Genomic DNA, 24,720 nt, shown 5'->3' on the forward strand with positions numbered 1-24,720 from the left:
CCTCATCATGAATTCACAATATACTCATAAATATCTTCCCTTACAGGTACATCAAGAATCCACTCTATCTCCACTGCTGTTTTTTCTGTATTTGCCATTTTAAATTCTTTCGTTTTTCCGCTTGCTGTCATATGCCCAAGATAATAAAATTCTTTGGAAATTTTATCATCCTTGTTTTTTCGTACAAAAAGTTCCACTTGGATTCCTCGCTCTTTCGCTTTTAAGAAATTCTGTACATCCTCTGACTGCAAGCTTCTTCCAGATTTCGAAATTGCAATCAGGCGATCTCGAAAGCCAGGAATAAAATGATCCTCATATTTGGTTGTATCGCTAATATTTTCTTCTTTATCATAATTGATAAATACAGGAAATGTTTTTGTCTTTTTGTCAAACTTGTAACCACCAATATTTAAAGGCACTTCATTTTGTGCCCAGTTCAGCAAACGGCAAACATCTTCATAAGTATATTTTTGATATAAAACCAAATCAGTCTTAGCATAACTATTCCTGTAATCTCTTTCATAGCGGCTTATTCCAAAATCAACCAATTCTTTAAGGATATTATAAAAATCGTCATTTGATAACATTTCCACAAACGATTTCGTTGGTTTATAGTCATTTCCAGCTTCTTCAATAAACACACACTGAGAATAGGTCTTCTTACCTGTTCCAGCAGGAAATTCATTTGTCATCACATTTACAATATTTTCTTTTTGCTCCTGGCTAAGTTCTTTTCCATATGATTTCATATCTTTGGAAAGCTCTGCAAAGAGACCTAATTTAGAAAATTCATAAGAATACGTGAGCATCCGTTTTAATAGTTGAAGTTCTTGTATACGTTTTCCATTTGCTAATTTCTTGGATACAAATTCAATTACCTTTTCCTCATCCAAGGACAACCGAACTTTATATTCTTTTTCATATTTCACCAGGAATTTGTAGTAGGAGCCAAGACTGTTATTGTCAAAAATCCGAATAACATCCATCTCTCCGTAATCATCAAAATCGCAAAGGTTTGGAATTCTTCCAAGCTTATTCTTCAGATTCGTATAATTTTCTTTGATAAGCTTAATATCACTGAAGTTTGCATTATCTACAGATGCAAAAATTCTTTTCCGGCTAATCTCATCAAAATGTACGGTAGAAGCTCCTGGAATTATCCTTCCACCTTCCATAATGTATCTACGAATATTGTCTTTATTGTAAGTTCTATCCCCTGATAGCGCAATTGGAATCATAAAATTGTTATTATAATTTCCAATAAAGTCCAGAATAACTACATATTCCTTTCCCTTCGCCTTTCGTAAGCCACGACCAAGTTGTTGGATAAAAACAATCGGGGACTGCGTGGGTCTAAGCATAATAACTTGGTTAACTTCAACAATATCCACACCTTCATTTAATATTTCAACAGAAAAAATATAGTCTAATGGCTGGTTGTCATCTGTTGCTTCATCCTCGTTCATTGCCAATCTTTCAAAAGCAGCTTGTCTTTCCGATTCAGAAGCATTCCCATTAAGCGCTATTGTTCTAAACTTACGTCCAGTGGAAGGATTCATTATTTGATTAAATTTCTCAGACAGTTCCTCTGTTTCTTTTATACTGCTACAAAAGATTAGTCCTTTGACTTTTTCTCCACTGTAACCATAGTAATCAGCTTGGCTGATAATATGTTTTACTCTCTCATCACTTGTCAGCATAGAAAAATCTCTACTGGCATTTTCAGCATCACCAATAATTGATAAATCTGTTATTCCAAAATAATGGAACGGACAAAGCAGATTTTCTTCCATTGCCTGTTGAAGCCGAATCTCGTATGCGATCTGATAATTGAAAAGCTCATAGACGTTTCTGCCTTCCATATTATCATCTCTTTTATCCGGAGTTGCTGTCATACCAAGCCAAAGCTTCGGAGTAAAATGTTTCATTACTTTCTGATAAGTATTGGCTGGAACATGATGCGCCTCATCCAAAATAATACAATCAAATGCATCCTTTTCATATTGGAGTAAATGCTCATCACGATTCAACGTTTGAACTGTAGCAAAAATGTAATCCGCATCATACTCATGATACCCAGCACCTACCAGCCCCATAGAAACAGACTTTCCAAAGACCTTTTCGTAAGATTTCTTTGTCTGTCTTGCTAATTGACCTCTATGTACCAGGAACAGTACTCGTTTGTAACCTAATTCTCGCATCGCAAAGGCCGAGGCAAAAGTTTTTCCCGTTCCTGTTGCCGAAATCAAGAGTGCTCTTTTCTCTCCTGATTCGACAATTTTTCGCAGATTAGTAATGAATTTCACCTGCATACTATTGGGTTTCAGCTTATAACTTTCTATTGACGTAATCTCTTGTTCTTTAGCAATCTCTCTTTGATGCTTGATTATTTTATAACGCTCTCTATAGTTTTCATAGAATTCATCATAGGCCAACGCATAAGGCGAGGTCCATAGTTCTCTGAACTCAGCAACAATTTCTTTCGCCATTTCGCCTTGTTCCGTTGAAAGCAGCTTAGTATTCCATTCACGATTGCTGGTAAGTGCGGCGCTGGTAATATTGGAACTGCCAATTATAATGCGGTATATTTCATCTTTTTTGAAAATGTATCCTTTGGTATGAAAGCCTTCCGTTGCCCTTTCCACATCAAACATTTTTAAAGTGATGTTTGATAAAGAATGAAGTTTTTCTAAGGCTCTTGGTTCACTGAAATTCAGATAATTAGTAGTCAGAATTTCACCTGGAATATTTCTTTTTTCCAATTCCTTCAGAGTCTGAAGTAATGGAGTGATGCCACCCATAGTGATAAAAGCCACGCTAATCTGGAAGCGATCGCATGCCAAAAGCTCATCTTCTATGGTTGAAAGAACCTTTTTCCCTTTTTTGTAATTGTTTGATACAAATCTAGGACGATATGTACTGCCAGATGCAACAGCCCCGTCTATGTATGCTGTTTCAAATCCAGATCGCATTTCATCAGTTTTGCTCATTTATTTATAACACTCCCTGCTTCCACATTTCTTCTGACACAATCGCATACTCTTTACTATTTTCCATAATCCCAATCTTCTCTTCCCATGTAAGATTTCTCTTAATCTTCGCAGGACTTCCCATTACCAGGGAGCCATCTGGGATGATGGTGTTTTTGGTAACAAGGCTTCCAGCGCCGATGATGCAGTCGCTGCCAATTTTGGCTCCGTCGAGAATTATGGCGCCCATTCCGATTAAAGTGCGATTCCCAATTGTGCAGCTGTGGATTACGGCATTGTGGCCTATTGTGACATTATTTCCAATGTGGACTGGCAGGTCGCGGCTAACATGGATTGTGCAGTTTTCCTGGATGTTAGTTTCCTCGCCGATGACGATTGGCGCGTCATCTCCGCGGATTACGCTGTAGTATAGCACGCAGCTGTCACGGCCGATTGTTACATCACCGATGATTACGGACTGCTTCGCAATCTTAGCTGTTTTATCTATTTTTACATTCATATAGTTCATTTGGCTTTCCCCGATCTAGAGTAAATATCAATCTGTTTTCATTAATAGTAACATACAAAAAAGAGATTGTATATTCTTTCGTCATAATGCTTACGTTTATTCACCTTTGCTTTCCGATCCGAACTGATGTCTTTTTATTCTAGATTTTTTTTGACTTTTTGCTACTATGGGGGTACAATGACTCGTAACGATACCAGCCATACATTGCATCTATAGTATGTTTGCGAACACGTTAGCGTTGTTCACGGTATTACCGGAAATCAGTTCGGTAACAGATATGGAAAACGCATCTGCAATGGGCTCCAGCAAAGTAGAGTTTCCTACACTAATAATCTTCGTTTATAGACAACACCAAACTTATTGTCCTAAAAACTTTTCTATTATATCCCAATAAACTTCCATCGTCTCATCCCCACCACAATATATCTCATGCTTCGTCCCGGGCACGTAGACATATTCACAGGAAACAGCACCGCGCTTCTTGATTTTCGCTGCGAATTTCTGAAGTGCGTGGACGGATACGAAATCGTCTTTTTCGGCCTGGAAAATAAGGAGTGGGGACTGGAGATTTTTCCAGCCACGGTATTTTAAATACCAGCTCATTTTTATGGATGCTTTCAGCCAGCCATAGGATGGTGCACAGGTCTGGAGAAATTGTTTTTCTTTTCGCAGGTCGTTGTACCTTGTAAATTTAGGTTCAGATGTGCCGGCGCTGGTTTGGAAGGTATCGGCTCCGTCGTAGGGCTTCTGACCTAAGACGTAGGACTCTTCCTTTCCCAAAAGGCATTCTACATGGGCGATCAGTACAGTCAACGGCCAGGGAACGCCTCCTGTAAGCGGCTTCACCATAGGAGAGCTTAATATCACTTTATGAAAAAGAGTTGGTTCCCAGGCTACAGCGATTGCGCCGATTGCACCACCCATGGAGTGGGCAAAAAGGTCCAGGGGCAGGTCTGGATGTGCCTTTTTGATTTTGTGGCTGATTTTTAGGAAATCCCGCACGTAACGTTTCCAGATATCAATATGTACCAATGAGGGATCTGCTGTCAGGCGGTAGCTTTGGCCGTGTCCCATATGTTCTGGCATGTAAACGTGATAGCCAGCCTGTAAAAAATAGTAAATCATCTCCTCATATTTTGGTGCGCCTTCTGTGAAACCATGACTGATCACTACCACACCTTTTGGATCATCTGCCAGGTAACGTTTCACATGAATTTTTCCCGTAATTCCATTTTTCCCATGGTAAATGTCTTCTGCTCCTGGAATGTACCCCTCCCGGCAATGAGCCTTTAAATAAGGTTCCACCTCATTTTTCATAGTATGTAAATATTCGTCTTCCTGTATCATTTTCATCTTATAACTCCTATTAACGCCTAACAGCTATCCTATAAGTCACATAACCCTTTTATAAGCAAACGTTACTGTTCACTCCGTGACCAGTAACGAGCAAACTTCGCTTTTCGCGCCGTTCTCAATAACAAGTTTCGCTCTAGGATACAGCTGAAGTATACTGTAAAATGGGGTGTGCAAATCTACTTTCCCCCAATAATCCCATTAATCTTCTTCTCATTATAAAATACCAGAATAATTCCGCCCACCATACAGAACACCGCTGCGCCAAAGGCTGCGATTCTATAACCAGTTCCCTCTCCTGTTCCGATGGTAGAAACGGCAGTAAAGATCAGCATGGAAAGACTCTGGCCCAGTTTGAATGCAAAGGTTCTTGCCGCATAAAACATTCCTTCCCGGTTGCTTCCGGATGTAATGGAATCACTCTGGGCGATGTCTGCCACCACCGCCTGGGGCAAAATTCCGAAAATTGCCATGGGAAGTGCGGCCACCACCGTCAGGATCAGTCCCTGTACAATTTCCGGAATAAAGCTCATTTTTCCCATAAATCCGGTATAGAAATAAGCAAGGCTGAAGACAGCGAATGCAAACAGGATCATCTTTTTCTTACCCAGCTTCGGGGTAAGCTTATTTACCGGAATGTAAAATACCAAAGACAATGCTGTCATCCCCACAAAATACAGGGTTGTCATTGTCTCCGGCAGCTTCAGAAGACTGGTTACGAAGAAAGGCAGACCAGTCTGAAACATGGTAAGGGCGATCCAGTAAAAAATATCGGAGCCTACAAATTTACAAAATTCTCCATTCTTAAACGTAGCGGTCAAGGAGCGAAAAGCGGATTCTTTTGCCGGAACTGTGTCCACATAATCTTTTTCCCGAATGCAAAATACAGGCACCAGCATGCAGATAAATGCCACCACTGCCATCAGCGTGAAGGTGACGCGGATAGCGCCAACACGTCCAAATGCCGGGATAAATGCGCCCCAGATAGTTGGTGCCAGATATGCAACTGCAGTTCCTGCAATGAACGTAAAGGAAATCACCGTAGAAATATTAAGCCGCTCCTGCTGGGTATGTCCAAGTTCCGGGATCAAGGCGTTATACGGTGTGCAATAAGCTGTAATGGAAAGGTAATAGGCCAGAACCATCACCAGCAAAAACGCTGCATTAAGCCAGCTGTTTTCATTGACCGGGGACCAGAACACCAGCACTGTGGAAAGTGCCAGAGGCAGGGACGCCCATTTCAGGAATGGAATTCGCCGTCCGTTTTTGGACGTACAACGGTCTGACCAGGACGCGATCATAGGATCTGTGAAAGCATCAAAAATTCTTCCGAAGGCTGTGATTCCTCCGATAATGGTGAAAATGCCAAGCACCACCAGTCCCTGGGGAATAAATACGGTCTGCCCCTGGCTGATGGCGGTTTCATCTGGCTGATAGAAATACACAAGCCAGTTTGAAATGATTCCGGACAACATCGCCCATCCAAACTGGCCTGCTGCAAACTGCCAGATTTTTTCTGTTGTAAGTTTCTTCATCACACACTTACCTCCTGCTTCTTTTCTATAATGATAGTATCATTTTTTAGCCAGTCTCTCAACATACGAATTATGGTTATTGCACAAATTCCACAGAATTTATTACTATTTTACAGGTAATATTCCACTAGATGTTTTCTTTGAATGAAGCAAACATAAACCTAAACTTTTCATATTGTATAGATCTTCGCATATAATAAAACAACGTTATCCCAAACGGAGTCTCCCTCATGAAATCCCAATTCCGCGATCTTCTCCCATTCCTTTTATTCCCCCTTGCAGTGGGTGCAGTCTCTGCGCTTTTAACAGCCGGTTCTATGGAAGCTTTTGCAGATTTGTGTCTGCCGCCGCTTTCTCCTCCTGGGTGGGTGTTTCCAGTGGTATGGACATTTCTTTATCTGTTGATGGGGTTTGCAGCCTTTCTGGTTGTGAATTCTGGAAAATGTGGAAATAATGCCTTGTTCTTTTATCTACTGCAGCTATTTTTCAATTTTATGTGGTCTATCTGGTTCTTTAACTGTGAATGGTACTTATTTTCATTTTTCTGGCTGGTGGCTTTGTGGCTGTTGATTTTTGCGACGATCCGCTCTTTTGGAATAGTGTCGCCTGCAGCGGCCAATCTTATGCTGCCCTATCTGGCGTGGGTGACGTTTGCAGGGTATTTGAATCTTGGGATTTATTTTTTGAATTAAATTTCCTATTACGAAAAAATATCCCGCCAGGTTCCGCCTCCTGAGCGCTCAAACCCAAGGAACGTGAAACCTGTCGGGATGTTTTATTCATCAACCTTATAACAAACTATTATTCAAATTTCCATCACTTACTATAGTCATCATTTTCCTTTCATCCCGTTCTGGAGCGTATTGGAAAAGGGCTCTACAGCTTGCTGATAATCCGTCTCTTATATTCCAAAAATTCTTCCGACAATGCAAAATCCTCTGCCCTTGGCTTTTTCTCCCGGATCACGATCTCCTCTTTGATGGTTCCCGGAGTTCCGTTCAGAATGTAAATCCGGTCGGACAAAAGAATGGCTTCGTCGATATCATGGGTGATAAACAAGGTAGACAGATCAATGTGCTGCATAACCTCCAGATACCATTTGTGCACGCTGGCCTTTGTCAAGGTGTCCAGTGCACTGAAGGGCTCGTCCAAAAGGGCAACTCCGCTGGAACTTAAATATGTCCGAAGCAAAGCCGCACGCTGACGCATACCGCCGGACAGCTGGCTTGGATACTGATACTGGGTGCCCTCCAGACCGAATTCTGCAAAAAGAGGATTGGCCTTTTCCCGGGCTTCTGCTTTCTTCATGCCTTTCAACACAAGAGGAAGTGCTACATTATCGATTACTTTCTTGTGTGGAAGGAGAAGATCCTTCTGCAGCATGTAGCTGATGCTTCCAGGAGCGGAGGTAATATCCTGATCTTTCAGATATACTTTTCCCTCATCTGGAGTGATAATACCGGAAAGCACGTTAAACAGTGTGGTCTTTCCGGAACCGCTGACTCCCAGAAGGGAAACCAGCTCCCCCTGCTCCAGATGAATGGAAATGTCCTCCAAAACCTTTTTTTCACCGTATGTTTTTGAAATATGTTCTGCTCTTAAAATCACTTTATTTTGTTCTGATGACATATTCGTTCCTTATACACAGCGCTACTTCTATAACCAGTTCCATTTTCCACAAAAATTGGGGTAAATTTCCCTGACAGAATAGCTCTGTGCGTTAATTTCTTTCTCTTTCATTCCTTACTGTGGAAGATACCCATTAGAGAATCCGATTCCGGTAAGATCCTTGTCACAAAGCTGGTTCTCATACAGCCATTTATAGAATGCGTTCCATCTGTCAGCATCAATTACGCCCCAGCTTTCTGCATCGTCAATGTATTTTGTGGAAAGGAATTCCTGGCTCTTCTTTACCAGCTCCTCTGCGTCTTTCAAGGAACCTGTATTGTCGCCGTCGATGAGGATCTGGGCTGCTTCATCTGGATTCTCAGCTGCATACTCATAGCCTTTTGCAGTTGCTTCCATAAATGCTTTCGCCTGGTCCGGGTTCTCAGCAAGGTAGTCGTTATTTGCAATAATTACTGGTGTGTAGTAGTCAAATACAGGGTTGATATCAGAGAATGCAAAATAGTCGCAGTCTACACCTTCTACGTCAGCGTTGATTCCGCCCCAGCCCTGGAATACCCAGATGGCATCTGTCTGATTGGCTGCAAGTGCTGCAGGTTCATCTGTAATATCGTTGGGGATCAGGGTAACCTGGCTGAAATCTCCGCCGTCACCATTTACAACATTTTCCAGCATAGCAAGCTCGATTGGGGAATCCCATGTGGAATAGGTTTTTCCAGTAAGTCCTGCTGGCCTGTCGATTCCGTCACCTTTTCTGGAAAGGATTCCGGAGGTATTGTGCTGAATGATTCCTGCAACTGCTGTAATTCCAAGAGGCTCATCCAGTGCAAGGGAAGCTGCCATGGTGTCCTGTGCCTCGATTGCAAACTGTGCCTGACCAGCTGCGCACATAAGAGCGGCACCGTTTTCCGGCGGCTGAACGATCTCCACATCAAGACCAGCTTCTTCGTAATAGCCCTTTGCCTGCGCTACGTAAAGTCCGGTGTGGTTGGTATTCGGTGTCCAATCCAGGCAAAATGTGATTTTCTCCTGTGCGCCATCTTCAGCGTATACACCAGTAGGAACTGCAAGCACCATAGCTGCCGCTGCAACTGGTGCGATTACTTTTTTCAGATTCTTATTCATGATTTTTCTCCTTTTCTACCTGCAGCCATGGAATTGCGATCCGGCTTATAATGTTTACTGCCAGAAGAAGCAGCAGACTGATGATCACAATAAAGATAATGACTGCAAACATTTTATCAAAAGCATATGCCTTTTTTACACGTGTCATATAAACACCAAGTCCATTAAATCCGCCTAACCATTCAGATACAACTGCGCCTACAACTGCGTAGGAAGCAGAGATTTTCAGTCCGGAAAAGAACTGGGGCAAAGCGCCTGGAAATTTCACATGGCGGAAAATCTGCGCCCGGCTTGCTCCCATTGCCTTCATCAGGCGGATGGCATCCGGATCCACACTTTTATATCCATCCAGCAGTCCGATCGTGATCGGGAAAAAGGTGGTGATCACAACCAGAGTGATCTTCGGTGCCATTCCAAAGCCCATCCACAGCACCAGAATCGGCGCAATGGCAATGGTAGGGATGGTCTGTGTAATGATCATGATCGGATAAAATGCCTGATTCATCACATGAAAACGATCCATCAAAGTTGCAAACACAAATGCCAGCGCGATTCCAATGAGAAGTCCATAAAAGGACTCCAGCAAAGTGAATTTCGCATGGAAAAGTATGGTTGGCAGATCCCCAAACAGGGCTTTTACCACTGCTACCGGAGAGGGGAGCATGTAGGAAGGAACGATTCCAGAAATGCTAACCAGCTCCCATCCAAGCAGGATAATGGCCATGGCAATGATCGGCGGGATCTTACTGGTGATGTTTGGTAACTTTCTTTTCAATGGTAAGTACATCTCCTTCTGGTTTGTAAGAGATCTTCACATATACGCTCATCGCCTTGCATCCTGCGCGCTCTGCTACGTGCTGACACTCTTTTACAATGTCCATCAGCTGATCGTAGTCACCCTCGATGGTGGTCTCAAATGGTCCTACATAGTAATTCAGACCGGTGGATTTGATGTAAGCGATCACCTCGTCTACAATGCGGATCACCTCTTCGTCATCCCGTACATTTGGCAGTACCTGAATTGCTACACTTGCGTTCATTTTCATTTCCTCCTGAGTTGGTTTGTTTTTCTATCCAATAAATAGGACTTACGTCAGCGTAGATATCTGTTTAGCGAATACCTATGTTGACTAAAAATCGAATAAGAACCATTCTGGTAACTGTACAGTCACCCATTATTATGAATCAGTTAGTATGAAAAAAGAGCACCTGCCATTCAGACAAATGCTCACCATTACATCTCTTAACACTTCCTACACTGGCATGATCCAACAGGTTAAAAGGGTCTAAGGTCTACCTTACTCTCAGCTTCTCGTTCGAAACTCCCCTGGTCTTTATTCAGATTTCGTTGCCTATTATAATACAGCTTCCTGCAAATTACAAGAAACTATTTTGATCTCAATTATTTTTTACAGATTTTTAACGTAAAGACAGCTTCTTATAAAAAACAGATCCGCCTGCTTAAACATTCTCAAAAGCAGCCTGGATACTATCATAATGCAGGAATTTTCCCTGAGCTGCAAATTCTTTAATCTGGTCTAAGGTTGCAAACATGTGGCCATCAGTTTCTTCTTCCTGAAGATGAAGATTTTCTTCCTTCACATCCATTACAAAGCGGTAAACATCTACAAAGTAGTTGTCGCCCTCGCCTGGATTTTCTCTTTTATAGGTGAAAAGATAGCCGCCCTGCGCGCCGCTTACATCAAGGCCGGTCTCCTCTTTCACTTCACGAAGAACTGCATCATAGGAGGATTCCCCTGCCTGGGCTGCACCGCCGGAAACTTCCCACCAGCCTGGTGCCCAGGCTTTTGTCCTCACACGTTTGGTAATGAGAAAGGTTCCATCTGGTCTTGCCACTACCCCCAGAACGGTCAGATGGTATTCTCCTTCTTTTAAGCACCAGTCGTTTCGCTTCATGGTACGGCCGGTAGGTCTTTTGTTAATATCATAGATGTCCCAAAATTCCATTTCGTCACTCCTGTTATATATTTCTCATATTTTTTCTTTTGTTACATTATTTTTGTAGATATTGTTATTGAATATATTTATCTTTATTTTCCTGGGACCAATACAGGAAAATTGCTTTCCATGCAAATATCTCACAAAATATTTATCAGCAGCCTAACTGATCACCATTTAAAGTGCTATTCCCAAAACCAATTTATGTAAGTAATAAAAAGTCCAAAGACATATCTATATTACATTTTTAATATGATCTATTTCAGAAGTTCTTCCACCATCTCTCTGGTATACTCTACCTTCTCCACATGGTTGACCTCGATCTGATACAGGGCATTTGCTGCAATGTGCTCTGCTGCCTGTTCCAGGTCACGGATACCGGAAGTACTGGAATAACGCTGGATGATCGCATCCAGGGCTCTCTCTGTGATGATGCACTCACTATCCTCCATATGCATTCTCTTAAGCACTTTTGGAAGGGAAAATCTGGAAAAGATCACTTTCTTCTCCTCCGCTGTATAATCAGGAATATCGATAACCGCAAACCGGGACATCAGCGGTGCGCTGATCTGGTCACGGTCGTTGGCTGTAGCGATTGGATAAACACCGCCCGTTGGGATCATACATTCCATATAGTTGTCTGTAAATCCAAGGTTGTCCAGAAGAGTGAGAAGTACATCTGCCGGGTTGCCATTTCCTTTACCAGAATTAGCTTTATCCAGCTCATTGATGATAAATACCAGATTGGAAGCGCCAGCCATGGAAAAGGCCTCCATAATAATTCCAGGCTTTGCATTGGCATAGATACGCGGGCTTCCGGTAAGCTGCTTGGAATCATTGATGGAACTCATATCCAGGGTGGTCCAGGGTAACTTAAGGATTCTTGCTACTGCATAGGCAATCTGGGACTTACCTGTACCGGCTGGTCCGATGAGCAGAAGTCCGTAAGCTGGAAGGGTATGGGTACGGTTGATTTGGATAATGGTCTCAATAATACGCTGTTTTACCCTCTCCATTCCGTAAAGCTCTTCATCCAGAATCCTTCTTGCTTCTACAGGATCGATGGCTTCAAAATAATTGTTCTTCCACTGGATATTCAGCATAATAGAAAGAGCTCTCTGTGCATGATGCCGCTCTTCCTGGGAAACCTCACTGGATCTTGCAACCGCCAGATTTCTTCTGGTCCACAGTCTGATATTGTCCGGCAATGTTTTGCCTGCGCAGGTCATGAAATCGGTGATGCTCTGAATGCTGGTAAGTTTCATCTCATCTCCTGTTTCCTCCTGGTCTTCATCCTCTTCTGCCTCAGCAGGCGCGTTACTCTCCAAAAGTCTCTCGATCATAAACTGAAGGAAGCCATCCTCTGCGGAAAGCTTGGTACCGCCACCAAACGCAGTCTCGCGGATCCGGTACACGGCATAACCGTCTTCTCTGTTTTCTCCGGAGAGACGTACATGAATGCGGCTGTCTCCCAGCCATTTCAGCAGGCTTGTAAATCTGGAATCAATTTTCAGCACATCTGCTGTGTGGGTTCCATCCTCTTCCTTAAAATCAAAGGCTGTGCGGTTTACTGGATTGGTAAACACGCCGCAGGAATGATGCTTCCACTGTCTTTCTTTATTGTCAAGCACCATGATTGGCTGTGCCGGTGACGGCTTGGTATTGTTACTGTGAAAAGTTGTATAAGTGCATTTTGCCTCTGCCTTGCCTGCAGACGCACCACTGAAATCAAATACTGGCATAGCATTTTCCTCTTTCCTGTTTCTTTAACAAATCCATATACTTCAACAGATACTGTTCATAGCATGGACAATATCCTTCAAATTTCTCTTTCCTACTATAGCAATAAATCACCTCAATGTCCAGAATGAGTTGCCTGGTTTCTCAATTCTACAACATCCTTCATGGATTATTGTTGTTTTCTGGCTCATTTCGTCATTTTGTGACAATTTAATTTCGATTTTTTAGTTTCGATTTTTCGATTTTTACAAAAAACTCTTGCAAAATGCAAACGATTCGTGTATTCTATTAAACGGACGGTTTTTCTTATATTTGATTTCTACTTAACATTTGTTTTTCATATACGGTTTTTAGTGCGCAGAATACCATAGTCCCTCCCAAAGCTTCTACTGGAATACTGCACTCTAAAAATAAAAGACTCTCGGGCTCGTTTGAGTTCCGAGAGTTTTTATTTTCTTGGGCTTACGCCAGACTTAAAAGCTCTTTTCCTTCTGTCAGTCTCTCCTGAAATTGTTCATAGAAATCCCTATTTTCCGCATAAGGCTTCATATAAAAACGGTTCACCACATAAAGATTCAGGTTCTTGATCAGCTGGACATCTGTGGCGTTGTAAAGCACTTCCTGCACATCCAGTAGAAAATAATGCCAGTCCGCCACAAATTTCTCATACTGACGAAGATCCGGTGTGTCGATCCATTTCTTCACCTTGATCTTGCTGCGGCTTGTCTTTTTGCACTCATGGATCTGCAGAAAATATTTAAATCCCCCATTTTCATAGAAACGTCCCAAAGGGAAAAGCCTGCAAAAACCAGGGCGGAAGCTGTGGATACTACAGCGGCCCTGCTCATTTAAGAAAACGCAGCATTCGTTTTTCCCGGTCATGCAAAGGTGAGGCAGGATATTCCCATCCATAGCATCAAACTGGATCAGCCCCTGGCTTACCAGCTCCTGAGGTGCTTTTCCCAGATTTCTGCAAAGGCGGTACACATCCATGGGATCCAGTACAACGGAGTCTCCCATTCCCTCACAGCAATCATGACAGCCTGCACAATCCTGGCAGTCTGCTTTTACCATATCATTTAATCCATAAAGTCTTCCGTCGGAAATCTCTTCCAAAGATACTTCTCGGCGCATATGCAAATTCCTCTTTCTTATATTATTCTATTTTTTCCGGCAAAATCAATCAGCTGTTCTATACCTACAACACATCCACAACTGGCAGATGTATTTTCGAATTCAAATTATCTATCCTTTATATTTACAGCTTAATTCCTGACAACGCCTGTGCAAACGCATTGTTCACCGGCTCATTGGCCTCTTTCTGCTGCCTGCGCAGATAATTCTGTACATCCCGCCTGCCAACCCCTGCGCCCTCTTTCTGGCGTCTTGCCTGGAATGCGGAAAGTTTCTCCTTGTAGCCGCACTGACATACAAAGGTCTCTTCTTTTCCCTTCACATACATTTCCATGCGCTTATGACACTTCGGACAGCGGGCATTTGTGGTACGGGAAATGGTCTCCCGGTAACCGCACTCCCTGTCCTGGCATACCAGCATTTTGCTGTTTTTGCCGTTGACCGCCAGAAGCTTTTTACCACAGCGAGGACATACCTTGTTGGTAAGATTGTCATGGCGGAAGGTGCCCTCCCCAGCTTTAATCTCATTTACGATCTCACAGGTATAGTCCCGGATTTCGTGGAGAAAATCACCCTGGCGGATCTTGCCCTTTGCGATCTGGGAAAGCTTCATCTCCCAGTCAGCGGTAAGCTCGGGCTTTTTCAGATCCTCGGGAACCAGTTCCAGAAGCTGCTTTGCCTTGGAGGTGATGTGGATCTCATTGCCCTTTTTCTCCATCATAAAGGAGTGGAAAAGTTTCTCAATAATGTCTGCTCTTGTGGCTACCGTTCCAAGACCACCAGTCTCACCAATGGTTTTCACCGCTTCTCTATCCCTGGTCTCCATATATTTCACCGGATTTTCCATGGCTGCAAGAAGGGTTGCCTCGGTAAATCTGGCTGGAGGCTTGGTTTTTCCTGTATTTAAAGAGGTTTTCAGAACCTTTAACCTGATTCCGGCTTTCAGTTCAGGAAGGCGCTGGTCTTTCAGTTTTCTCTCATCTTCCACCTCTTCTTCACAATCATCCTCCAGGCTGCCCTCATAGACTTCCTTCCAGCCCTGGCTTTTTACCACCTTACCGCTGGCTGCAAAGATTTCCCCGGCAGCTTTTGCCTCCATATTTACCTGCTCGTACAAAAACGCTGGATAAAGAACCGCAAGGAAACGACGGACAACCATGTCATAAATCTTCCGTTCCTCATTTGTCATGTGATCCAGCTGGACAAACTGCTCGGTGGGAATGATTGCATGGTGGTCACTGACCTTCTTATCATCTACAAAGCTCCCGTTCACCTGAACAGGCCCGTTCATAAGTGCACCAGCCAGCTTCCTGTATGGGCCGACTCCGCAGGCTTTCAGCCTTTCCCTGATAGTTGGCACTATATCCCTGCCGATATATCTGGAATCGGTTCTGGGATAGGTGAGCACCTTGTGATTCTCGTAAAGGCGCTGCATGATATTCAAGGTTTCCTTTGCAGAAAAACCATATTTCTGGTTGGCTTCCCGTTGCAGGGTTGTCAGATCGTATAGCCCTGGAGCCATGGTCTTTTTCGCTTTTTTCTCCACATTGGTTACTTCCAGGGAGGCATTCTCCAGCTTACCTTTTATCTGTTCTGCCTTTTCCCTGGAAAAAGTGCGGAAGCTTCTTGTCTTCTCCTCACACCAGGTCCATTTCACATCCTGGGTTTCCAGGGAAATGCCATAGTATTCTTTTGGCACAAATTTACGGATCTCTTCCTCCCTTTTCTGGATCATGGCAAGAGTCGGAGTCTGCACACGGCCGCAGGAAAGCTGGGCATTATATTTACAGGTAAGGGCTCTGGTGCCGTTCATTCCCACCAGCCAGTCTGCCTCTGCCCTGGCAACAGCTGCCCGGTAAAGGTTGTCATAATCATGTCCATTCTTCAGATTAGCAAAGCCTTCTTTGATCGCCTTGTCTGTAACAGAGGAAATCCACAGCCTTTTGATCGGCTTATGGCAGCCTGCCTTTTCCAAAATCCAGCGGGCAACCAGTTCTCCCTCACGGCCTGCATCTGTGGCAATGATGATTTCTTCAATGTCTTTTCGAAAAAGCTGGGCTTTCACGATGGAAAACTGCTTGCCTGTCTGACGGATGACCACCAGCTTCATGTCTTTGGGAAGCATAGGAAGGGTTGCTATCTCCCACTTTTCGTATTTCTTATCGTATTCTTCCGGATCTGCCAGAGTCACAAGATGTCCCAGTGCCCAGGTGACCACATATTTTTTGCCCTCGAGAACACCGCCATTCTTCTGGTTCGCACCCAGAACACGGGCAATATCTCTGGCAACGGATGGTTTTTCCGCGATTACAAGTGATTTCATATCATTCTCCTGATCGGTTTTAATATTTGCTTCACAAACTTGTAGCTATTATAACACACTTCAGAAAATTTTAAGAATATTTTGTTAAAATTAATTTGTAATAAAAGCCAACGGATGGTATTATGAAACCATAAAAGACAGAGAATTCATATCGCGATGTTTTAAGTTCTCTGCCTCAGAGCATTTTTTAACATGCTCAAAAAACCTAGGGAGAAATTATGTATTATTTTATTGTAAATCCAAATTCCCGCTCTGGCAGGGGACGTTCTATCTGGAATAAGATCCACCGGCAGCTTATGCTGCGCGGCGTGGATTTCCAGTACTGCCTTACAAGATATTCCGGACATGCCACGGAAATTGCATCTAATGCTTGTGCCCTTGGAACTGCTTCTTCGCCTGTATATATGATTGCAGTTGGAGGTGACGGCACTATTCACGAGGTGCTTACCGGTATCACCGATTTTGACCGGGTGGTTTTCGGATACATTCCAACCGGCTCCGGCAATGATTTCTGCCGAAGCATGGGACTTCCCTTTGATCCAATGGAATCTCTGGAATATATTTTAAAGGCCCAGCGTATCAGCCAGATGGATGTTCCTTATCTGATCCGTGAAAATAAGAAGTCACGGTTCGGCATCAGTACGGGAATCGGATATGACGCAGGTGTTTGCCAGGAGGTTCTGGCTACGCCCCTTAAGAAGGTATTCAATCGTCTTGGACTTGGAAAATTGATCTACCTGTTCATTGCGTTAAAGCAGCTGATTTTTATCTCTCCTGGGAAACTGACTGTCACTCTTGATAACGAGAAAACATTTTCCTATAACCACGTATATTTTACAGCGATCATGAATCAGAAATATGAGGGCGGAGGTTTTAAGTTCTGCCCGGAAGCCAGACCAGATGACCGGATTCTGGATGTGATCCTTGTGGAAGGTGTAAGTAAGATAAAACTTCTGTTTTGTCTGCCTACTGCTTTTTTCGGAAAGCATGTGGGAATCAGAGGGATACATATTTTCACCTGCGGGGATATCCATGTGCACAGTGAAGCGCCTCTTCCTATTCATATTGACGGGGAATCTGGGGGAATTCGTAAAGATTTAACAGTTTCTGTTGAAAAAAGCTCTTTAAAAATCCTTTTACCTGTGATATAATCTGTCACGATTTTAGAGGCTTGACACTATATAGACAAGATTCTGGATCTGAAAAGGAGTGAAAAAACTTGGCACAATTTATAAAAAAATATAAGCATGGTCTGATCATACTTGCGTATGCCATTGTTTATCTGATGTTTTTCGGGTATCTTGAACACAGAACGGTACGTGGATTTCATGTGATCGACACTGTTTTTGATGATTACATACCATTTTGCGAGTATTTTATTGTCCCCTATCTGTTATGGTTTCCATATCAGATTGTTACAGTTTTATTCTTCATCTTCAAGAACAAGAATAAAAAGGAATATTATCAGTTGATTCTCAACATGATGATGGGTATGACCGTTTTCCTGATCGTGTCTTATGTATATCCCAATGTACTGCATTTAAGGCCATCGGAGTTTCCAAGGGAGAACGTATTTACGGATATGGTGAAATGGCTGTACCAGACAGATACGCCTACCAATGTACTGCCGAGTATTCATGTATTTAATTCTCTGGCTGTTCATATGTCTCTTACCAATTGTGAGGCGCTAAGGGATCATAAGAGGGTAAGGTATGGATCATTGGTTCTTACATTACTGATCATCATGTCTACCATGTTCCTGAAGCAGCATTCGGTGATCGATGTTTGCTGTGGAGCTACCTTGGCGCTGTTTGGATATTTGTTTTTCTATCCGCAGAAAGCGGGGGATGAGGCCAGGGACGTGGCGGTAGAGAGAATCGGACGGAATAATCGCAGGAAACGTTATTAAAAACAAGGACGCGCACTTCAAGAAATTGGAGTGTGCGTTTTTTAGTTGCAAAAAAAATCAGCTATTCCGCGCCTATGGCGCTCCCACAGCTGCCGAACGCATTTGCAATCCGGGCGACTCGCTGAAGCGGGCGCCCTAATTATTGCAAAGTTAAACATTTCAGTTAAATCCATAAAACTTCTGGCAGAGCTTGTAAGCTGCTACAGAGACCTTGCGTCCGCTGCGGCCTGGGAGGTTCATGAAGTTGCCCATGAGGCTGTGACGAAGTTTTCCGTAGAGGGCACGGTTAGTGGAACGGATGTACTCGAGAAGCTCTTTCTTCTTTTCCAGGGCTTCTTTTGTACCGGAGCGGATCAGCATGATAGAGGAAATGGTAGTGATAATGTCCAGGTAGCTGATCATGTAAGCTCTAGTGCGTTTATTCATGCTTCCACTGCTGTTGTAAGAGTTTACCATCAGTTTGTTTACGCGGAGCTGCTGGTCGATTCGGCGGATCATAACTGCCTCGTTTACAGACTGGTCGTCACGGCCGATAAAGTAGCGGTAGAAATTGGTGTCCAGGTAGTACATATTCTGTACATATGGCAGCGGATCAAAGGCGAAAATATTGTCTACGTAGAAGGTGTGCTCTGGCAGAGTCAGATTGCACTCAAGAAGCAGCTGGGTACGGTAGATCATGGAATGCATAAGAAGATATTTTCCCTTTGGCATGTGGCCTACTTCATTCCAGGTAAAAATCTGGTTCACTGGCAGGCAGTGGCGGTACTGCATAACTTTCTTGCGGGCAGCACCCTGTTTCTCATATACGAAATTGCTGATAAGAAGGTCAACGGTCTTGGAGCCTTTTACCAGTTCTTCCAGGTTTTTCAGAATTTCTTTGTAGGACTCTTCATTTACCCAGTCATCGCTGTCTACAACCTTGAAATAAAGCCCCTGTGCGTTGTGGATACCAGTATTTACGGCACCTCCGTGTCCAAGGTTTGGCTGATGGATAGCGCGGACGATTCCCGGATATTTCTCCTGGTACTCATCTGCGATTTCTGCAGTTCTGTCTTTGGAACCGTCGTCAATCACAAGAATCTCTACTTCATCTCCTCCTGGCAAAAGGGATTTGATACAGTTCTCCATATATGCTTCAGAATTATAGCATGGAATTGCTATGCTCAGTAATTTCATTGATTTTCCTCCTTCATGTATTTCACATAAGCGCCAAACGCAGAAGGTATGGCGTAGTTTCTCTCTGATTCTTTTTTATCTGCAAAAAGGATTTCCGGGGCATATGTCTGTTCTAAGGATGACACACGGATCCGGTATGCTTTCATTCTCCACTCAATGTGGGAAAAAATATGCCTGGCTTCTGGAAGTTCTTCTATATATAAGGGTTCTGTGCCAAGCTCTTTCACGTATTCCAGGGCTTCCTCACGGTTAAGGTAGCCTTCTGTATTGGGAAGCTCGTATAATCCGGCAAGAAGACCTTTCGGCGGCCGCTTGCGGATTGCTGTACAGCTTCCATCCTGGATCACAAGGACCGTCCGCTCTTCCACCGCTCTTGGCTTCTTTGGCGCTTTCACAGGATACTTCTCCATAGTGCCGTGAAGCCCCGCCTGGCAAAAGCTTCTCACAGGACAAAGTTCACATTTGGGCTGTCCGTTGGGGACGCACACCACTGCTCCAAGCTCCATCATGGCCTGGTTAAAATCACCAGGACGATCCTTCGGGATTATTTCCTGCAATGCACTTTCGGTCTTTTTGCGAAATGCTGGCCTGGTTATATCCTCCGGATCTTCAGTCATTCTGGTTACCACACGGAAAACATTTCCATCTACGGCAGGCACCACAATGCCATATGCAATAGAAGCAATAGCGCCTGCAGTGTAGCTTCCTATACCCTTTAACGAGATAAGAAGGGAAAAATCTTCAGGAAGTCTGCCATTATATTTTTCTACCATCTCCTGTGCTGCCAGCTGCATGTTGCGCACACGGCTGTAATAGCCAAGGCCTTCCCACAGCTTCAACAGTTTTTCTTCTGGACAGGCTGCCAGGGCTGGTATATCTGGAAGCTCCCTGATAAATCGTTCAAAATAGGGCTTTACAGCTTCCACACGGGTCTGCTGGAGCATGATCTCGGACACCCAGGTGTAATAGGCGTTATGCTTATCACGCCAGGGAAGGATCCGCTTGTTCTCATCATACCACGCCAAAAGAGGCTGTATAAACTCATCTGTCATTTCGTTTCCTCCAAACATATCGGCACCGGATCCTGGATTTCCATCCTGTCCGGCTCTACCAGACAGTCATAGGCCAGAATATGTACTCCTGCCTTCTGCGCTTTCTGTAAGGTTTCCCCGAATTCCCAGTGGGTATCCCAGTTGGGCTCAAACCTTGTGAGCCCCTTCATCTGAATAACCAGAAGCAGGTAGGCTTCATAGCCATCCTCCATGCAGCGGATCAGCTCTTCCAAGTGCTTCACTCCCCGCGCTGTGGGAGCGTCTGGGAAACGGGCAATATTGTCAGCTTCCAGGGTTACCCCTTTCACCTCAATAAAAGCCTTCCTCTTATCTGAACAGGCATACAGATCGAATCTGGAATTTCCATAAGTTTTCTCAGGCGTTACCTGCACTTCTTCAGGAAAAAGATGACCTGCTTTTACCCACTCTAAGACTGCTTTATTTGGAATCTGGGAATCCATATTAATCAGGCGCCCACCTTTATTCACACAGACCAGATCGTATGCGGTCTTCCTGGCCGGATTGCTGCTCTTTTCCAAAAAAATCTGCGCTCCAGGAACCAGAAGTTCCCTGCATCTGCCTGTGTTCTTTACATGAACCGTTTCCACCTGACCTGCAATCTCCACATGTGCGATAAAGCGGTTGGGACGGTCAAGGAAGCGGCCTTCTGTAATGTTTTCGTATTTCATTCTTCACCTCGCGTTACTGTCATTTTTCCTATTGCCCCAGTACAAAACTGACCAGTGGTTCAAAAACAGCAATCGCCTTATTTATCATAACATAAAATCCGCAAAAAGCCAGTTAAAAATGAAAAAATTGGATCGTAAGAGATTGATTTTTTCACTTTTTCTATATAGAATAGAAAACGTTATTATTCAAAAAACAAGCTAAGCCAAAATAATTTAAGAATTTCAACATACCACCAGAAAGGATTAAGAACTTTAAATGGACAGTATTATTTTTGACATTGACGGAACTATATGGAATTCCACAGACGTGGTTGCTGTCGCGTGGAATGAGATTTTAGAAAAAGAGGGACTTGATATCCGTGTCACTGCTGATCAGCTGAAAGGATTGTTCGGCAGACTGCTTCCGGATATTGCAAAGGCAATTATGCCGGAGCTTGACGAAGCGGAACAGCTTCGCATTATTGACCTTTGCTGCCAGGAGGAGCATGAATTGCTTCGCAAGAAGGGAGCTCCTGTTTATGAGGGGCTGGAGGATACTTTGAAGGAATTAAAAAAACGCTATCCGCTGTTTGTTGTCAGCAACTGCCAGGCAGGATATATTGAGCTCGTTTTTGAAAAAACAGGGCTTGGAAAATATTTTACCGGACATCTCTGCCCGGGGGATACGGGAGAGGCCAAGGCTGCCAACATCCAGTCTATTGCTAAGAAATATCAGCTGAAAGCACCTGTTTATGTGGGGGATACGTTCGGGGATTATCAGGCATGCCTGGAGGCAGGTGTACCATTTGTATTTGCTTCCTATGGGTTCGGACAGGTGGATACACCGGATTATAGGATTGGGAAACCGGCTGACTTATTGAAATTGTTCTAATTCGGACAGAAAATAAATCTTGCCATCTTATTTAAACAACAAATTCTCTAATCAAAATCCTCCTCAAGAATATAACAATATTAACATTTTCTATAATATCTGATTCATTTATTACGGAAAGCCAGAAAATTCACACCAACGCTGGATTTTAATACCTTGCCATATAAAAAGCGCCTGTATATCCATTTTCTAGATATACAGGCGCTTTTTTCCTCTTATTTCTTACATTTCCTGCGGATCAGTACTACCATGATAATGAAAATAATAATTACCACTACCAGGTAAATAATATCATACACATAACTCTTCACTACCATATCCAGTCCGGTGAGGGCTGCGAATAAGAGCATGGTCACGCCAGATACTTTCTGGACCTTTTTCTCATCGTAAAGCTTCTTACGCTCTGCAGCATTTCCGCCTTTCATCAGAACATCTCCATGACCGGTGAGAAGCATCACTCCCATTACGAGAGCTGCTATGGTCAGTATCATGTCAAAGGAATCCATATTCATAATTAACTTATTCTCCACTTCTTTTGTGTTATGCTATTTTAGTAGAAGCACACGATCGGCACATTAGTATCAATAATACTGTACAGGGTTGCTGCCGCATCCAGAGGCATATTGATACATCCGTGAGAGCCTGCATAGGTGTAACGGTCTCCGCCGAAGTAATCCTGCCAGGTGGCATCATGGAAACCGATTCCGCCGTTAAATGGCATCCAGTAGGTAACTGGTGTCTCGTACTCATAAGTGCCGTCTGGCTTTTTCTCACCGCGGAGCACATCCGGGCTCTTCTTATAATATAAGGTGAAAATACCAGGCGGTGTGGCTCTGTCATCATAGCGGATATCTCCGGAAACAATATCGGAATCGAAGATAATGCTGCCGCTCTGATAATAGTACATGTGCTGGTCGGTCATATCTACCTCAATATAAGTGCTTCCAATGTCATTATAACCGTAAGCATTAGCTCTCATGGAATAGATCGGCTCACGGGTGGTCTGCGTACCGGTACGGATCTCATCGGTAAGCTGGGCTACCTCAGATTCCTGATCAATCTTCCATCCATATGCGGAACCATACACAGAAACCGTACGCCCGCTTGTGGTATTAAAGGAACGGGTGGTTCCTACAGTATCATGCTCACTTGCAAGCTGTGCCACATAATCTCTGATGTGCTGGGTAAAGGATGCATCATCCTGAACCAACTGTCCCTTGTCGTCAAACTGCAGCCAGTCCTTAAGGGTATTGCCATCAAGGGTTACAGTCTGATCTCCAAAGGTATAGGTAATGCTTGCCTTGGTATAATTGTTATAGGCATCCTTGGTAGCCTGAAGGGTGGGATCATCACTGGTCACAGCTGCCACTGCGTATACATCCGGCGTACTTCCAAGATCAATAGAAGTCTGACTTCCGGAAATCGCAGCATCCAGTGCCTTGTACGCTTCCTTCACCTTCAGCTTGCTTCCCTCTGTCTCAGGAACAATGGTAAATTCACTTCCATCCAGTGCCACATAAGCGTTCTCCGGCTCCACCTGGTTCTCAGCCTGTGCGCAGCTCAGTGCCTTCACCTCACTTTGAAGAAGGCTCTTGTCAAAAGTCACATTCTCCTGCGTAGTGTAGCTTCTTGTCTCCATAAAGCCGCATACCCATTTATAGGGCTTCTGCTGCTTCAGAAGGTTCAGCACCTCTCCGTCAGACATGTATCGGTAATTGATCTGGCTTCCGCTGATGGTCTGGGTCTCCTGATTTCTGGCAGCCACCTCAATGGAGTAATCCTCAACACTGCTTGCAATCAGCTGCTCCACCTCGTATGCCGTCTTGTTGGAGCAATTGATTCCATTAATATAGGTGCCCTCAAAGAACTTATCCGAATAATAGTAGCTCACCGCTCCATAGGCACATCCTGCTGTCACAGCCAGAATGGCTGCTACAATTCCAGTAACCTTAAGTCCTTTATGCTTCTTCTTGGGAATGGGGGTTATCTTCTCATCCAGTTCTTCCTCGGAAATAGGAACGTAAGAAATCTTCGTAGGGCGTGCAGATTTATTTGCCCTGCGCGCGCTTCTATTCTGATGTGAGTGTGGCGGGATCAATTCAACCTGAAATTCTTTATCGGAAGCACTTTCTTCCCCGGCCTTTTCTGCTTCTTTCTCCGCGTTCTCATACTCTCCGGCCTCTTCTTCCGCCTCATCCTGGGAATTCTCGTCAGGCTCTTCCTCGTAGCCATCCTGGGCGTATTCCTCTTCCTCTGGATATTCTTCTCCGGAGTCCTCCGCTATCTCTTCCCCATCGGACGCCTCCTCATCCTCCCAGGAATCAAAGCTGTCATCCCCGTCTTCTGACTGGTCTGCATCATCTTCATCATAAAAGTCTCCGTCATGAAATTCCTCATCCGGATCCGCTTCCAGATCAGCCATAGCTGCGTCTATTTTATCTTCAAAATCCCCTGGACTTCCCTGAGTATGCTTGTTGTCCTTACTCATGTATAAAATTCTCCTCTAAATAAAACACTGTTGCAACGAGGTTTTCCCTTCTGGATCCTGTAAAAAAGGCTCTAGGGCAAAACCTTGTTTCATTATAACATATATTTTCCATTTTGTATCTTAAAATGTATATTTCCTTCAAAAGAATCCCACTATGTAAAAAAAATAGCTTTTCATAAAAAATGTGCCAGATAGAACAGAGATTTCAAATTCCATCTGACACACTTATTCTATTAAATTTG

21 protein-coding genes and 1 riboswitch are annotated in these 24,720 nt (G+C 43.7%); of the genes, 4 read left to right on the forward strand and 17 right to left on the reverse strand.

Going from position 1 to position 24,720, the window contains the following annotated elements; translation table 11 throughout:
- Positions 1 to 5: 5 nt before the first annotated feature.
- The 4 genes from LIQ05_RS04750 to LIQ05_RS04765 form a co-directional block, all read right to left on the reverse strand.
- Entirely contained in the window at positions 6 to 2,990 is a 2,985-nt protein-coding gene (locus LIQ05_RS04750; RefSeq protein WP_226819018.1) for a DUF3427 domain-containing protein, read from the reverse strand.
- Between the two features lie 4 nt (positions 2,991 to 2,994).
- Positions 2,995 to 3,498, reverse strand: coding sequence for a gamma carbonic anhydrase family protein (locus LIQ05_RS04755; protein WP_226819020.1), 504 nt, complete (start codon positions 3,496 to 3,498; stop codon positions 2,995 to 2,997).
- Positions 3,499 to 3,855: 357 nt separating this feature from the next.
- Complete coding sequence (locus LIQ05_RS04760) at positions 3,856 to 4,851, reverse strand: alpha/beta fold hydrolase (RefSeq protein ID WP_226819022.1); 996 nt, start codon at positions 4,849 to 4,851, stop codon at positions 3,856 to 3,858.
- A gap of 179 nt (positions 4,852 to 5,030) precedes the next feature.
- On the reverse strand, positions 5,031 to 6,386 hold the full coding sequence (locus LIQ05_RS04765) for an MFS transporter (RefSeq protein ID WP_226819024.1): 1,356 nt from the start codon (positions 6,384 to 6,386) through the stop codon (positions 5,031 to 5,033).
- A 230-nt stretch (positions 6,387 to 6,616) separates the two neighbouring features.
- On the opposite strand from LIQ05_RS04765, the gene LIQ05_RS04770 reads away from it, so the two are divergent.
- Positions 6,617 to 7,078 carry a TspO/MBR family protein gene (locus LIQ05_RS04770; RefSeq protein ID WP_226819026.1) on the forward strand — a complete coding sequence of 154 codons (462 nt, stop codon included), beginning with the start codon at positions 6,617 to 6,619 and terminating at the stop codon, positions 7,076 to 7,078.
- Between the two features lie 184 nt (positions 7,079 to 7,262).
- Here LIQ05_RS04770 and LIQ05_RS04775 read toward each other — a convergent pair whose 3' ends face one another.
- From LIQ05_RS04775 to LIQ05_RS04810, 8 genes are all read right to left on the reverse strand, one after another.
- Positions 7,263 to 8,015: an ABC transporter ATP-binding protein gene (locus LIQ05_RS04775; RefSeq protein ID WP_226819028.1), complete on the reverse strand. Its 753-nt coding sequence runs from the start codon at positions 8,013 to 8,015 to the stop codon at positions 7,263 to 7,265.
- A gap of 114 nt (positions 8,016 to 8,129) precedes the next feature.
- Positions 8,130 to 9,137, reverse strand: coding sequence for an ABC transporter substrate-binding protein (locus tag LIQ05_RS04780; RefSeq protein WP_226819030.1), 1,008 nt, complete (start codon positions 9,135 to 9,137; stop codon positions 8,130 to 8,132).
- Positions 9,130 to 9,912, reverse strand: a complete 783-nt coding sequence (locus LIQ05_RS04785; protein WP_226819032.1) for an ABC transporter permease — start codon at positions 9,910 to 9,912, stop codon at positions 9,130 to 9,132. The genes LIQ05_RS04780 and LIQ05_RS04785 overlap by 8 nt, the downstream gene beginning before the upstream one ends.
- Complete coding sequence (locus tag LIQ05_RS04790; RefSeq protein ID WP_226819034.1) at positions 9,881 to 10,177, reverse strand: thiamine-binding protein; 297 nt, start codon at positions 10,175 to 10,177, stop codon at positions 9,881 to 9,883. The genes LIQ05_RS04785 and LIQ05_RS04790 overlap by 32 nt, the downstream gene beginning before the upstream one ends.
- A 192-nt stretch (positions 10,178 to 10,369) precedes the next feature.
- Positions 10,370 to 10,476, reverse strand: a riboswitch (TPP riboswitch).
- Between the two features lie 122 nt (positions 10,477 to 10,598).
- Complete coding sequence (locus LIQ05_RS04795; protein ID WP_226819036.1) at positions 10,599 to 11,105, reverse strand: NUDIX hydrolase; 507 nt, start codon at positions 11,103 to 11,105, stop codon at positions 10,599 to 10,601.
- 248 nt (positions 11,106 to 11,353) lie between these two features.
- Positions 11,354 to 12,838, reverse strand: a complete 1,485-nt coding sequence (locus LIQ05_RS04800; RefSeq protein ID WP_226819038.1) for an AAA family ATPase — start codon at positions 12,836 to 12,838, stop codon at positions 11,354 to 11,356.
- 460 nt (positions 12,839 to 13,298) lie between these two features.
- Positions 13,299 to 13,970, reverse strand: coding sequence for a YkgJ family cysteine cluster protein (locus LIQ05_RS04805; protein WP_226819040.1), 672 nt, complete (start codon positions 13,968 to 13,970; stop codon positions 13,299 to 13,301).
- A 124-nt stretch (positions 13,971 to 14,094) separates the two neighbouring features.
- Positions 14,095 to 16,293: a DNA topoisomerase III gene (locus tag LIQ05_RS04810; RefSeq protein WP_226819042.1), complete on the reverse strand. Its 2,199-nt coding sequence runs from the start codon at positions 16,291 to 16,293 to the stop codon at positions 14,095 to 14,097.
- A 218-nt stretch (positions 16,294 to 16,511) separates the two neighbouring features.
- Here LIQ05_RS04810 and LIQ05_RS04815 point away from each other — a divergent pair, with 218 nt between their 5' ends.
- A complete protein-coding gene (locus LIQ05_RS04815; protein WP_226819044.1) occupies positions 16,512 to 17,444 on the forward strand; it encodes a diacylglycerol/lipid kinase family protein in 933 nt (310 codons plus the stop codon).
- A gap of 68 nt (positions 17,445 to 17,512) precedes the next feature.
- A complete protein-coding gene (locus tag LIQ05_RS04820) occupies positions 17,513 to 18,202 on the forward strand; it encodes a phosphatase PAP2 family protein (protein WP_226819046.1) in 690 nt (229 codons plus the stop codon).
- Positions 18,203 to 18,361: 159 nt separating this feature from the next.
- Here the strand turns inward: LIQ05_RS04820 and LIQ05_RS04825 are convergent, their stop codons facing one another.
- The 3 genes from LIQ05_RS04825 to sfsA are packed head-to-tail and all read right to left on the reverse strand — an operon-like array spanning position 18,362 to position 21,119.
- Positions 18,362 to 19,378 carry a glycosyltransferase family 2 protein gene (locus tag LIQ05_RS04825; RefSeq protein ID WP_226819048.1) on the reverse strand — a complete coding sequence of 339 codons (1,017 nt, stop codon included), beginning with the start codon at positions 19,376 to 19,378 and terminating at the stop codon, positions 18,362 to 18,364.
- Positions 19,375 to 20,430, reverse strand: coding sequence for an A/G-specific adenine glycosylase (gene mutY / locus LIQ05_RS04830; protein ID WP_226819050.1), 1,056 nt, complete (start codon positions 20,428 to 20,430; stop codon positions 19,375 to 19,377). The genes LIQ05_RS04825 and mutY overlap by 4 nt, the downstream gene beginning before the upstream one ends.
- The gene (sfsA, locus tag LIQ05_RS04835) at positions 20,427 to 21,119 is read right to left on the reverse strand and encodes a DNA/RNA nuclease SfsA (protein ID WP_226819052.1); all 693 of its coding nucleotides are present in this window, start codon (positions 21,117 to 21,119) and stop codon (positions 20,427 to 20,429) included. Before sfsA ends, mutY begins: the two co-directional genes overlap by 4 nt.
- A 256-nt stretch (positions 21,120 to 21,375) precedes the next feature.
- Between sfsA and LIQ05_RS04840 the strand changes: the two genes are divergently transcribed.
- Positions 21,376 to 21,990, forward strand: a complete 615-nt coding sequence (locus LIQ05_RS04840; RefSeq protein WP_226819054.1) for an HAD family hydrolase — start codon at positions 21,376 to 21,378, stop codon at positions 21,988 to 21,990.
- A 215-nt stretch (positions 21,991 to 22,205) separates the two neighbouring features.
- Here the strand turns inward: LIQ05_RS04840 and LIQ05_RS04845 are convergent, their stop codons facing one another.
- A complete protein-coding gene (locus LIQ05_RS04845; protein WP_226819056.1) occupies positions 22,206 to 22,502 on the reverse strand; it encodes a DUF3784 domain-containing protein in 297 nt (98 codons plus the stop codon).
- Between the two features lie 38 nt (positions 22,503 to 22,540).
- The gene (locus LIQ05_RS04850; RefSeq protein ID WP_226819058.1) at positions 22,541 to 24,478 is read right to left on the reverse strand and encodes a L,D-transpeptidase family protein; all 1,938 of its coding nucleotides are present in this window, start codon (positions 24,476 to 24,478) and stop codon (positions 22,541 to 22,543) included.
- Positions 24,479 to 24,720: the final 242 nt, after the last annotated feature.

Origin of the sequence: Blautia glucerasea, assembly GCF_020537505.1 — a bacterium.
GTDB lineage: Bacteria > Bacillota > Clostridia > Lachnospirales > Lachnospiraceae > Blautia_A.